Consider the following 14,330-nt stretch of genomic DNA (forward strand, 5'->3'; position numbering starts at 1 on the left):
CGGGCGCGTGTTCGGGGGCACCTCCACGGTGGGGACCGAGTCCGTGGTGGCGGGATCGGCCGGGCAGACCGACGGGCGCGATCGCACCCACACCCTGACCGAGCAGATCAGTATCGGGACCGTGGCCCGGGACCCCGAGGCCGACGCGGCCGGCGTGCGCAAGAACGTCGGAACGGTCAACGCGGCGGCCGAGGCGTCGCAGCCGCGCGGACGGACCCAGGAGCACGGGGTCAAGGGGTCGACCGAGAGCGCGGTCAAGACCACCGGCGACACCGACGTGTGGCGCTACGGCCTCGACCTCACGGCCAGGATCGGCAAGTTCCGCAAGGCCGACGACCTGGCCGTGATCGACGAGGGCGGCACCGCCGCCGCTGCCCGCGCCCGGGACGGAGTCGTCTACGACGGGCACGCCGTCACCATCCAGGGTCCGCGCGCGCGGCTGGAGGTCGAGTCCCCGGTGGGGCGGGACGCGGAGACCCCCGGTGCCCCTGACACGCGCACCACGGCCACTCCTCAGGCCACGACGGGCGGAACCGCCGACCGGCCCGCGGGTCCGCGCCGGCTGCCGGACGCCGACGCCCGTGCGGTCGTGCTGGGCACCGCCCGGCCTGCGGCGCCGCATCCGCTGGACGGTGTGCCCACCGCGACCGATACCGTGACCGCGCCCGATCTGTACCGCCTGGGCAACCGGCTGCTGACCGACACCACGCCGGGCTTCCAGGACTTCCTGCGGCGTTCGCGGGGTGCCCACGACTACCTGCGCCAACTACTGCTCTCACCCACGCTCAGCGGCAACGCCCCCTCACTGCTGTCGCGGTTCGGGTTGCGCAGCGGCCGGTTGCAGGTCGACGCCTCGTGGCGCTGGCGAGGGTTGCCGACGCTGGTCGTCCGCGCCGCCCGCGGCGGCTTCCGGCTGCACGAGGTGATGCCCACGACCACGGTGGAGATCGCCTCCAGCGGGGAGGTGAGCATCGGCGCGGCCCGCACTCTCGGCGGCCACTCCCGCTCGCTGGCGTTTACCGCCCGGTTCCGGCACAACCCCAACGACGAGGCCGCCGCGGAGACCGGGCCGGCTCCCGGCACGGACGCGGCGAGGAGCGACAACCCCGTCCTCATGCCGGGCGGGACGTGGACGCCGTACTCACGCTCGACCGTAGAGAGCGCGGCCGAGCCGGTCACCGTCTCCCGGACGACCAAGGTCACCCCGCAGGGCGGGTCCTTCCCCTATACCGCCGACCTGTCCTTCGATCAGGCGGCCGAGGTCAAGAAGGACTGGAAACTCGGTGTGACCGTGCCGAGCCGCTCCTCCACGGCCTCCTACCACGGCGTGCACACCGAGGTACCCGGGGCGGAGTTCGGCTACATCGCCGAAGCCGAGGCCTATGCGGCCGACCTGGTGGGCGACGCCGTGGAGACCGCCGCCGACGGCGACCCCGTCGCGACCGCGCTGCCGGGCCACGCCGCACCCCGGCCGCGCTGGGAGCCGCGCCCCGGGTTCGCCGGGCTCGGCCACCGCCGGCAGGGCCCCGACGCCGGGCCCGTCGTCGATGACCTGTTCCGGCGGCTGGCCGATGAGGGGCTGGAGCTGAGCGGGACCAGTCGCGAGGAGCTGTTCCAGCGGGTCGGCACGCACATCGCCCGAGGACTGGACGACGCCACCGCGCGGGCCGTGCCGATCGATGTGAAGGTCCGCTCCACGAGCCGGGTCCACGCCTCGTCCTCGGGCAGGATCACCGTTGATGTCATCCGGCACCGCGGCGGGGTCGACCGGGTGGGGGCCAAGGCCGACTTCAACGACTCGCGCAGTCGCGTCACCGACATCAACGCATCGCAGGGCAGGCAGAAGGACAGCTCCGTCGGAGGCGGGTTCGGAGTGGTCGGCGTCCTGTCGGCCGGCGGCGAGCAGCCCTCGTCGTCGCAAGTCCCCGACCGCCAACCGTCGACCCTCGTCCCCGCGACGGGCGACGCCTCGCGTCAGAGCGGGACCTCGACCACGCGGAGCACGGGGGACTCGGACACCGACACCGTCGACACCATCGTCTTCGGTCCCTACGCCGTCCTCGGGGCCGACGCCTCACTGCGCCTGTCCCTCAGGATCGAGGGCCGCGGTGACGCCATCGTCGCCGAGGCGCACGCGGGTCGGGTGACGGAGCTCTACCCCGCCCCCTACCTCACCGGCACCGGCGAGTCGTTGGACGGGGCGCCCCGGGCGGGCGCCCCGCGCGCACTGCCCTCGCCCAACCAGCGGCTCGAACCCGCGGCCCGGGAGTGGGCCGCCGACCGGCGCGCGGGCGCGCCGGTGCCGGTGCTGGAAGCGCTGTCGGTGGCCGAGGGCGGGGTGGCGGTCACCGGGGCCGGATACATCGCCGTGGCACGGGCGTCGGGCTGGCAGCCGCCGCAGGGCGCGTCCGCTCCGGATCTCGTCCGCGCCGCGCGAGAGTACCTTGACGACAGGATGGGTCCCCGGGCGGACAACATCCCCGCGGCCCTCACCGGTCTGGCGCTGTCGGCGCACTTCGCTCCCGCCGCCGACGGCGGCAAGAGCCTGCCCAACCTGTTCCGGGACAGGCTGGTCACCTTCGCCGACCTGGAACTGCGCTTGCACGCGGTGCCGCGAGCGGAGGGGGTACGGCTGATCGACGTGTCGGTCGAATCCGCGCACGGAGGTACCCGGAAGGGCGATCACAAGGATGAGACGACGGTGGATCGCTCCGCCACCACCGCCGGTGGTGCGGCCGGCGGCGCGATGGCCTTCGCTCCCGACCAGCACCGGTCCATCGGCTCGGTGAACGACACCCAGTCCACATCCGTCTCGTCCGGCGCGGGCTCCTCGAAGAACACCCGGACCGACCATCCCGGCCGACCGCCCGTGGGGAGCAAGCGGGCCTATCTGGTGGCGGTTCCGACGGCGTGGCTGGTGGCGGCGGAGTCGCCGGTGGCCGAGACCCGCCACATGGGATTTTCCCGCGACCAGGTCGGCATGGCCGAGGTCGAGTCCGAGGTCCTCGCGTGGATCGACCACGACCAGGCGCGCGAACTGGGGATCGCCGAGGGCGTCGACGCGCACAAGGCGCTCTGGGACGGCCTCTACACGGTCCAGAAGGCGTTCGCCGAGGCCGAGAAGACCTACTTCGACGCCCGCCGGAAACTCCCGGGGCTGGTGCGGGGCGTCCAGGAAGCGCACCAGAGCGGCGACGACGGGAGCCTGCGCGACGCCCAGTCCGAGTACGACACCCAGCGGAAAGCTGTGGACGGCCTGCACAAGGAGTTCCTGCGGGGCTTCAAGGTCTGGAACACCGCCCGCACGGCGGCCCGGGAGTCCCTGGAACTGGTCGGGCTGGAGCGGGCGCTCAGCGACGCCCGCGCGAGCCAGGAACAGGAACGGATGCGGGACGCGCAGGCGGCCGTCGACGCCCGGCGCGCGACGGTGGACCGCCTGCGTACCGCGGCCGAACGGGACTTCACCACCTGGGACGCCGCCCGTACCAAGCCCGCGAAGGACGGATCCACGGCAGAACGCCCCCGGCAGCAACCCCCGACGCCTCCGCCTTCGGTGTCCACGCCGGGGCCTTCGCGTGTGGTGGGGCGGATGGAGCAGCCGTCTTCGCCGATGGCCGAGGACACCGGACGCACCCCCGACGCCGACGGGTCCGACGACCGGTCCGTCCCCGCTGTCCCCGCCGCCCCCGCCGCCCCCACCGGGACCGACAGCGTCAGGGGGAGCAGGAACCCCTCCCCCCAGGCCGGGTCGGACAGGCTCACCAGCGCCCTCCGGCTCGGGGAACAGGCCTCGGCCAGCATCAAGGACGCGATCAGCGGCTACCAGCGGGCCCAGGACCTGGTCGACCAGACCAGAGAGGCCGAGACCCAGGGCCGCCCCGACGCCGACGATCTGCGCGCCCGCGCTCACGAGGCGCAACGCGAGGCCAACGAGGCCTACCGGAACTACGACGAGCTCGCCCGGGCGCAGGCCGACCTGCTGCGCCCCGACGGCCCGACCACCGTCATGGCCGTCCTTGACATCCCCGGAGGCCCGGGCCGCGACACCGGCCCCGTTCCTCTCGGCGGGGCCGACGGGGACGTCCCGCTCGGCCCGCTCAGCGCCGACTCCACCGCTCCCCTGGACGCAGGCCTGACCGGTGACCGGGACACCACCGGTACCGAGAGCGGCAGGGACACGAACCGGAGAACCCGGGAGGGAGCCCCGCCGGAGGGCGCGCCGCCGCCCCGACCGCCCCGGAACCTCACCTACGACGGCGGCTTCGTGCCGGACCGGAGCGGTCAGAGCTACGACCTGGGCTACCTGACCACGTCCAACCTCATCGGGCCGCACATGCTCTTCGCCGAGCACCTGCCCAGGTTCGTCGACGACGTCCTGACCAGCACTCCGGACATGCCCGGCCCCGCGCGCCAGGCGATCGTGGACGGCGTGGTCGACATCCTCACGAGGCAGGGTCCGCGGCCCTTCCTCCGCGAGGGCGGACACACCGTCAGCACCACACACGACGGGCAGAGGTGGAGCGCCGACATCGACCTGCGTCCCGACGACGGCGATTTCTACCGCGTCGACGCCAGGAACGTGACCGGAGGCGGGGACGCCAGGTTCCTGAGGCTCCACGACACCGGCCCCGGAGTGGATTCCAGCGACGGCGGGTCACGCGGCGCGGGCAAGACCGTCGGCGGCAGGTTCTCGATGAGCCCCTTCTACATGACCGGCGTCGACGGCAACGACGCCGGTCCGATCGCCGCCGTCGGCGGACGCGGAGGTACGAAGATCCGGGGTACCTCCGGGTCGGCCTCGACCAGCGCCAACTCCGCCAGCGGCATCGAACTGCTCGGCGCACCGACGCTCTACGTCGGCGACCTGCGCATGCGGGCGTCCGTCACCGGCCCCGGCCTCACCGCCCCGCGCGTCGGAGAGGGGACCGCGTACAACGGCCTCGCCATGAACCTGCCGGGCGAGGTGGTCTCCTCACCCGACGCACCCACGCGCATCAGGCCCGACAACGGACCGGCGGACGCGAACGGGAACCGCCCGGCGGTCAACCGGCCGTACATGGGTACCGGCCACCCGATCGAGATCATCCGCCTCTCCCCGGTCTCCCCACCTCCCGCCACGGCTTCGGGCGGTGCTGAGACCACCGGCGACACGGGCGGGAACACCACGTCCGGCGACAGCGGGACCCGCCGCGACGGTGAGAGCGAGCGCGACGACAGCACCACCACGGCGACGACGGGCGGCGGCCGCCAGGGCAAGAACACCCTTGGCACCTGGCTCGCCGACCACCTCCTGGGCCCCCGCCCCGAGAGGGGCCAGGGCGACGGCCACACCCCCTCCACGCGGGAGCGGCGCGACAACGAATACCGCGCGCGGATCGAGCACACCTTCGACAACGACCGGATGCAGCAGTACCTGCCGCAGATGAGCAACAGTCCCGTGCGCATCCTGATCCAGATCCCCGGCAGCCGTCCCCGCGACATGGACATGTGGTCGGTGGCGACCGAGTACAACCGCAAGGACTCTTCTCCCAGCCTGGTCGACTTCCTGCACAGCAACACCACGGTGAAGAGCGAATCCTCCAGTGTGAAGCAGTCCACCGTGGCGTCCGCGTCGATCGGTGGCGGCTTCGGCATCTGGCTCAGGCTGCCCAACGGCAGGAGCGTCCGGCTCGACGCGCCCTTCGTGGAGTACTCGGCGACGTTCGAGAAGAGCAAAGGCGTCACCCTGAACACCTCGGGGACGAGCAACCATGTCGTGCACGCACCCTCCGGCCACGCGGCCTACGACGTGCGGCGCGACTTCTACGTCGACTTCGGGGACAAGACGGGGCCGCACCGCTTCGAGGGGAACTCCGTCGAACTGCTCACGATCGAGGACGCCCGCCTGCTCAACGGTGAACCTCCCAAGGTCCGGGACGCGACAGGCGGACCGGCCGCGCCGCCCCGGCCCCCGTTCCCGAACCTCGCGGTCGACCACCCCACGGACCTGAGCGGGGCCACCGTACGCGGGTTCGACCACGCCACCCCGGCCGCACCCGCGGGCACCACCGGGGACGCCGGCACTGAGGGCGAGACCGAGGCACCTCCCTCACCCCCGTTCTACCGGGACCTGGCCTACCGCGTGCTCAGCGCCATCGCCGAGGAGCGCCCCGGCATGGTCATCCCGGACCTGGCGCGGACCGGCAAGGACTACGCCGTCCGCCCCAGCCACCTGGATCCGGACGGACCGATGCGCACCTTCCGCGAGCGCTGGGGCCTGCGCCGCAACGTGGACGTGGCACAGCAGAACACCCTGAAGGTCATCAACGCGCTCTCCGAGTCCGGACTCAGGAGTGGTGCGTCCGACCTGCCCGGCAACGGCATCGCGGTTCGCCTCAAGGAATCCGCGGTGATCGATCCGACGATGATCCTCAAGGACAGGGGAGGCCGACCCGAGACCGTGACCGTGCGCGTCTACGGCGACTTCGACCGCCTGGCGCACCGGTACGACACGACCGCCAGCGGGGGCGCCCGGTTCGCGGGCTCGGCCGGCATCACCACCACGAAGGGGTCGAGCCTCAACCATGCGCTCAACCTCACCGTGGGCGCCAGCGTGCGCACCGACGCCGGCGCCGACGCACGCGGCGTCCCCCGGGTCCTGGGAAACCCCTCGGTCTCGTTGAACGCATCCCTGAAAGCGGGCAAGGTCACCAGTCAGGGCCTCTCCCACAGCTCCGAGGAGACGGTGCTGTTCAACGTGGACTCCGACGAGTGGACGTCCCGCACCCGCTTCACCGCCCGGCTGTTCGAGCACGACGACATCGGCATGGCGCGCGACGACCGGCCCCAGCGCGAACACGGTATCCCGCTCCTGGGGGACGGGATGGACGCCCAGGCCTTCCTCCTCACGCCCAAGATGCCGCCAATGGCCGCCGACTCCCCGAGCACCATGTCCGACCAGGCGGGCACGGCCCGCGACGTCGAGACCGCCACCCCCTCCGCCGAGCGGGAGACGCGGAACGCCCCTGAGGCCACCGACACCGCCGATACGCGGGACGAGGGCCCCGCGCAGGTGAACAACTCCGGGGACACGGCGCCCGACACGACCGACGTCCGGCAACCGCTCACGCCCGAGCAGGCACGGGACATGATCGTCCGCAACTTCGTTCCGCGGATCACCCCCGACGGCACGGCGGGCGATGGCCGGGGAGGACGGTGGACCGTCATCCGGGACGGGTTCGTGCACACCTGGGGGCGCCTGTTCGGCGGGGGCGCCGAGAACGCCTCCCCGAACACCACCACCGGCACCGACGACGACCAGGCCGCCGTCGTCACTCCGCAGCCTCCCCCCGACGGCACCCGGAACACCGCGACGACGACACAGACCGCTCCGGCGGCAGCCGACCGGGACGGGGACGGCACCACCGACAACAGGCCCCCGCAGGGTCGGCCGCCCCTGGACCAGGCCCGCGCCCGGATGATCCGCCGCATCGGCGGCACCATCGAGCGCGTGAACACCCACTTCGACGCCGGGAGCCGGGGCATGCGCGGGCTGCTGGAGGAAACATACCGGACCTTCTCCGACACGCGCAGCGGCCTCCACGACGGATACCGGCGCAAGCTCGAGTCGTTCCTCTCCCAGTCGTCCGGGGGCGGTCGGCAGTTCGAGAACCACCTGTCGGCCGAGGAGCTCGCCACGAGCAAGAGCGTGACCACGCCTTCGGGCTCCCGAGTCCGCCACGAGATGAGCGGCGGGTTCTGGTCACCGCACGACGTCCGCGCCACCGTCGCCACGAAGGTCGAGATCGACACCGTCACCGACTTCCGACCCGTCGACGCCCAGATGCGGTGGAACGGCGGCAGCGAGGTGACCCTGTCCACCAACTCCCCCCTGACCGGCAGCCTCGGCCTCAAGTTCGGCGGAAGCGGGGGCCGCAACCCCAACCCGCACCCTTCCGACGGCTCCCTGCCCAACGAGGCCGTCAGACCGATCCCCCTGGCCGGGCCCTCCGCCGCCCGCACGTTCTTCTCCCGCGGCACGTCGCACACCCAGTCGACCTTGTTCACATCCTCGGTGCTGTTCATCCCGAACAACACCAAGGCGTACGCCTTCCGGGCCTCCGGCCACCTCACGCAGGCGATCGAGTTCCTCAAGAACTGGAGCATCGGCCCGCCCCTGAACTGGAAGACCCTGTTCCACGGGTGGACCGCTCCCGTCGAGAACCTGCTCGCGGGCTACGTGCACTCCCGCGACGCCCAGCAGGCGGGGCTGGTGTTGGACCGGGCGACCCGCGACGAGAGCGGGACGGGGGTGAACCTGAACCCGCAGCCCAACCCGAAGACGCCCGACACCGCGCAAGTGCGAACCGGGTTCGAGAACAACGGCAGGCAGATCCAGCCCGCCGACCCCGAGGCCGCCATCCAGGCCCTGGTGAACGACCTCGCCGGGAACGGACTGGAGCTGACGAGTGGCGGTCGGGAGCTCCTGCTGCACAAACTGACCACGCACCTGGGCCAGAACCCGGACTCCACCGTCCCGGTGCCGGTCAAGGTCCGCCAGCTGGGGCCGGAGCCCACCTCGGACTCGCTTCCCCACCCCATGCGCTCGGCCTCCCCGGGGAAGGTCTACGTGAACCTGACCAGGGACCCGAGCCGCACCGAGGTCTCGTACGTCGGTCAGTCCGGCTACTACATCGAGTCGCACACGTGGAAGGCGACCGACGCGACCTCGCACCACAGGGGGACCGGGACGACGGTGGGCGCGGACGCCGTAGTGCTGCAGCCCCTTCCCTACGCCCAGGACGACGAGGGGGCGGGCGAACAACGGGAGGCCCGCCCCCTGTTCGCCCCGCCCGCCGGGGCGGTGTCCTCCTCCACCAGCGACGGGCGCTCCTCCGGGGAGTCACAGGACGACGCCCGCACCGTCGAGCTGCACCTCAACACCCCGTACGCGAAGGTCGGCGCGGACACGACGCTGACCCTCACCCTCGAACTCGGCGAGCCCAGGGGCGGGGAGAACGGCAACGCGCCCCGATCGACGTACACGGGCACCGCTGAGAGCGGGCGGATCGAGACGCTCTACCCGTTCGCGTACATGACCTTCGATGCCCCGGCGACGACCACAGCGACCACCTCGACCACAACGGGAGGCGGCACGCGGAGCACCGGCACCGACCTCCCGGCGCCTCCCGCCGTCACCACGTCCACGGGCCGCACCGGCTCCACGGGGGCCGTTCGCGCCGACCCGAACACCCCTGGCTCCACGCAGAGCGTCGGCACGACCGGGAACGACCGCGCCCCCGCGGCTGCGGAGGACGGCGGCACGGCACGGCGGCCCGCAGCCCCCATCTACGCGTCCGTGTCCGAGGCCTTGCGCACCTGGACGGACGACGCAGGCCCCCGCCCCGGCAACGACACCGCCATCACCAAGCCGGTCATGGTGGAAGACGACGGACAGGCGCTGCGCGACACGGCCAACGTCGTCTTCGCGCGGTCCCTCGGCTGGCAGCCGCCCACCGGCACCCCCGAAGGCGGGCGGCCCACCCGCGCCGCGGCGGACGCGGCGCGTGCCCACCTCGCCGACGCCTACGGCCAGGACCCGGTGTACAACGAGATCGACCACAGCCTCACCGACAAGGCCGTCAAGGCCGTCTACCCGTCGGCCTCACGCAACTCCGACGGGGTTCGGTTCACCGACATCGGCCGTACCGAATGGGGCGCCAAGGTGGTGCCGAGCAGCAGTGGGGCGAGGATCCTGGACGTACTGCCGGGCAGCCAGCTCAGCGACTCCCGTGTCCAGCCGCGGACGCACAGCTTCGGCGACTCCCACGGCGGGGGCCAGGGCCGCGGCGGAGACCTGCGCCCGTCCGGGCTGACCACCGGCGGCATCGACTACGACCGGCACGAGGGCATCCACACCGGTGCGGCGGGTGTGAACACCAGCTCGTCCCACGGAATCGAAAGGGGCTCCAACCAGGCCGTCAAGGGCTACCAGGAGTCCGACCGACTCCGCCAGGGGAACGTCTACTTCGTGGAGTACGACGCCACCTGGGCGTTCGCCGTCGGCAGCAAGCTCAAGGCGCCCGCCGCCTTCCACCCGAACGATGCGAGCCTGTCGCCGACCTCGTTCTACTCCCGGCCCACGCGCTGGGGCGTGGACGACGTCACGGTCAGGATGGCCGGCTGGTTCCCGGAGGCCGACGCCGTGGCGATGGGCTTCCTCACACCTGACCAGGCCAAGGGCCTGGCCCCCGTCACGGACGCGGTCACCAAGGCGCGGGAGGAGTTCAGCGCGGCGGAGGCCGAGTACGCCGACACCCGGGCCCCGCTGGAGGGTCTGGCCGAGAGGTACGCCGCCGACCCGGGCGACCGGAGCGCCGAGAGCGCCTACAACGCGCAGGAGAAGAAGTACAGGAAGGCACTGTCCGACTTCAACGATCAGATCGACTCCCTGATCGAGACCGTGAACACCACGCGGACCACGCTGGGGCGCGCCGGGCAGGGGACGAACGGCGGCACCGTTCCCCCCGTGCGAGCGGTGAGCGGTGACGGAAGCGGAGGGATGACGACCCGCGCACCGGTCACCGCAGACACGACCGCTGGGAGCACCGGCACTGGGAACACTGGGAGCACGGGTGCGCCTCCCGCCTCCGGCGAAGCACCTCCGGTCTCCGCCACGGCCACCGACGGGCCTGCGCCGACCGTCACCGTGACCCCGCCGGACTCTGCGCCCGCGCCCACGGGACCGCGCCAGGGACTGGCCGACCGCGTCCGGACCGAGCTGAACCTCCGTCCGACGGAGACCGCTACCCCGGCCCCAGATCCCGGCACGCTGCACGCGGACGGCCAGAACACGAACACCGTGGACGCGCGGGTCCGGCGCGCCTCCGACGCCGCGACCACCGCTGTCCGGGAGGCCCGACAGGCACACGATGACGCGAACGGCCTCTCCGCCGTTCTGGGCCGCGGCGACGCCGACCTTCGGGAGGGCGACCGCATCCTCACGGGCTTCGGCGAAACGCCCACCGCCGGGACCGGAGAACGCGCTGAAGCCGCGCCCGCCTCCGGGACCGGCGGCGCCCCCTCGCCGGGGGCGGTACGGCAGGCACGTGACGCACGGGAGGCGGCGGACACGGCGCACGACAATTCCACCACCATCAGCGACGATTTCGACACCGCCCGCGACGAACTCCGCGCGCGGATGCCCGAAACCGATGGCGATGGCTTCAAAGAACGGCTCGGGAGGGCCGTCTCCGGAGCAGAGGGCGCACACGCCTCCGCCGCTGGCGCCGAGAACACCGCAGGTCGGCATGAGAACACCGTCGACAGGATTGAGAACGACCTCGACACGACCCCGCCGCAGTACCGGGCGCTCAGGACCGCCGTGGAGGGCCTGACCGGGCGGGACCGGTCCCCCGGCTGGGACCGCGCCGTGCGACAGGCACGCGCCGACGCCGACAGCCTGATCTCCGCTCTGGGGGGGATCGCCGGACGCGCCCACACCGCGCGGGAGGCGGCGAGTGCGGCCACAACAGAAGTCGAAGCGGCGAAGGCGGAAATCGACACCGCGAAGACCATGGCCGACCGGATGGTCGCGGACGCCGAGGCTCTGCTGACATGGGCCGGGGAGGCCACCGCCAGCGCGTCCGGCCACCGGGACCGCGCGGGCCGGGCCGTCCAGAACGCACAGAACGCCAGGCAGACGGCCCAGCGGGCTTCCGACGCTGCGAAGGACGCCCGCAGCGCTGCGGACGCGGCGGCGAGAAGGGCCGCCGAGGTGCGGACCCGCGCCGCGGGCGCCGCCAGGGACGCGGTGCGGGCCGAGGCCGACGCCCGCAAGGCCCGCACCGCCGCGGACCTCGCCGCTCAGGCGGCGGCGAACGCCTCCCGCACTTCCCACCGCGGGCAGTCGGCGCCGGGCGGTACCGGACCCCGGGGGACGACGGACACTCGGGATGGCGCCGTTCGCCGGAGTGTGGAGGACGCGCGGGCGAGGGCCCGGGAGGCTCGGCAGACCGCCCGCGAGGCGGGGGAGCGCGCTGCCCGGGCCACCGAGGACGCGCAGAAGGTGACCGAGCAAGCAGAGATCCTGGGTACCAGGGCGGACACCGCCGTGCGGGATGCCGAGGGGGCGCGGACTCGCGCGAAGGAAGCGGAGCAGATCGCCCAGGTGGTCCGCAACGACGCCGACACGGACATTGAGGGCGCGGACAAGATCGCAGCCGAGGCCCGTCGGGCGCATCGGTCCGCGCAGCATGCCGCCCAGAAGGCGGCGGCCGCGGCCGAGCGTGCCGCGAAGGCCGTGGAGACAGCACAGGAGGCCCGCGCCGACGCCGAGAAGATCGCCGCCACGGCCCAGAGCCGAGTTGAAGACGTACGGAAGCTGCTGGGGAGGATCGCGGCGGGCGCAGAGCCGGAGAGGACGTCCTCCGAGCCCGGCCCGGTTCGGCAACAGCCCGGGCACGAGGGCGAGGAAGCGTCCGAGAACAAGGTCGACTCCGACTCCGATGACACGGACTCCGACTCCGACGACGACCTCTACGACGCTGACGACCATCCCCCCGTCCGCCGCGGGGGCGGTCCCCGCGACGACGACCCGCCCGCACCCCCGACAGGCGGTGGCCACGGCTCCTCCACGGCACGGCCCGCGCGGACGGGGACCGGCAACAGCGGCGCCCGGACCACAGGAGACTCCACTGGCCGCTCCACCGGCGACCACGGCACCGGCTCGGGAAGCCGCAACCGGCAAGCACTTCCGCCCGCCGACCACCATGGGAACGACACCCCCGGCCTTCCCGAGGGTTCCGTCCCTGTCACCGCCGACACCCCTGCACCGTCTCCCGTGGTGCCGCCGTCCCACCACGGCATCGTCGAACTGTTCAGCTCCGCGCTCAACCCCCCGCCCGCGGCACAGGAACCCCGCACCCGGCAGACCGACCAGCCCCGGACCGACGACTCCGCCGACGACCTGGACGACGACTTCTACGGCCCTGCGCCGACGGCGCGTACACAGGATCCGGCCCCTGCCGATCCCGGAGACTCGTGGGGCGGCAACCCTCCGACCAGGCCCGACTTCAGCGCCGCGGACAAGAAGAACGACGATCAGCCCTCGACGGTCGAGGACGTCGTCGCCGACCTCACCTACCGCTACCAGCTTGAGGACATCGGGCACCACACCGCCCAGGACGCACAGACCCAGGTCTTCATGGCGGGCCATCACCGGCGCCGCCGCCACGGCCGCGGCACCGAGGCTGACCCCTTCGGGCAGTACACGGACACGAACGACTACGAGGCCGCCGAAGCCGCGGGCGCGGCCTACCCCGAAGGGACGCAGGTCTCCCAGTACCCCGAAGGAACGCAGATCTCCCAGTACCCCACGGCACTCCAGTACACGCAGGACTACGCCGGGACCCATGACGACTCCGCGATGGCGTACGACGAGCAGCCCGCGGCTGCGACCGAGGAGACCGCACAGGGCCAGGACGGGGGCCAGGACGAGCGGACCGCGATGCTCATGCGGTGGAACCGGACCCTCGCCGGTGTCGAGGACCTCGCCGACACCATCGGATCCGGTGTGGTGGACGAGAGGATGCTCGTCGAAGGCGGCTCCGACGGCACTACCGTGCTCATGAGCTTCGCGAACGGCGCGCGGGCGGTCTACAAGGACACCGAGGGGGCCGACTTCGGCCTTGAGGTCGCCGACGCCGAGCAGCTCGCCTCGCTGGTGGGCCGCGCCATCGGCGCCAACGTTCCCGGTGTCCTGCGCGTCAGCGAGTACGAGCTGTTCATGCACGTCATGAGCGGCGTAACGACCGGGTCCGCCCACGTGGACAGCCCGCGATCCCCGCTCTTCACCACGTGGGACGGACACATGCTGGGCCTGCTGGACCTGCTGATCGCCAACGGCGACCGCAAGCCGGGGAACTGGCTGGACCAGGGCGACGGGCTCGTCGCGGGCATCGACCACAGCAAGGCCTGGGCCAAGGACGAGAACACGCCGGAAGACCCCACAGACCTGCAAGGGCTGCCCTACACCTACGGCATGCGGCACTTCTACGACTTCGAGGCCAACGCATGGATCACCAACCCGCTGACCCGGGACGACATCCGGTTCCTGTGGAACCGGCTCGACGGGCTCTCCGGCGAGTTCGACCGCCTGAACCGGTCCGACTGGTTCGACGACATGATGGAGCGCTTCAACAAGCTGGCCCGCCATGCGCGGGGGGCCACCGACTTTCTCTCAAGGAGCGGCCAGTGACCCGTGTGCTCTATGCCGCCGCGCAGTGCAACGCCTACGTCCGCTACTTCGAAGAACCGGAGTGACCGCGGTCGGTCTGTCACCAGCGCGTCCG

1 protein-coding gene (running past one end of the window) is annotated in these 14,330 nt (G+C 72.4%); it reads left to right on the forward strand.

Going from position 1 to position 14,330, the window contains the following annotated elements:
• Positions 1–14,236 carry the end of a WXG100-like domain-containing protein gene (locus HNR10_RS28885; protein ID WP_179829012.1) on the forward strand. The gene continues 15,284 nt to the left of window position 1, outside the view, so only the last 14,236 of its 29,520 coding nucleotides appear in the window; the start codon falls outside the window, past its left edge; its stop codon occupies positions 14,234–14,236.
• The last annotated feature ends 94 nt before the right edge of the window (positions 14,237–14,330 follow it).

Origin of the sequence: Nocardiopsis aegyptia (assembly GCF_013410755.1) — a bacterium.
Taxonomy (GTDB): Bacteria; Actinomycetota; Actinomycetes; order Streptosporangiales; family Streptosporangiaceae; genus Nocardiopsis; species Nocardiopsis aegyptia.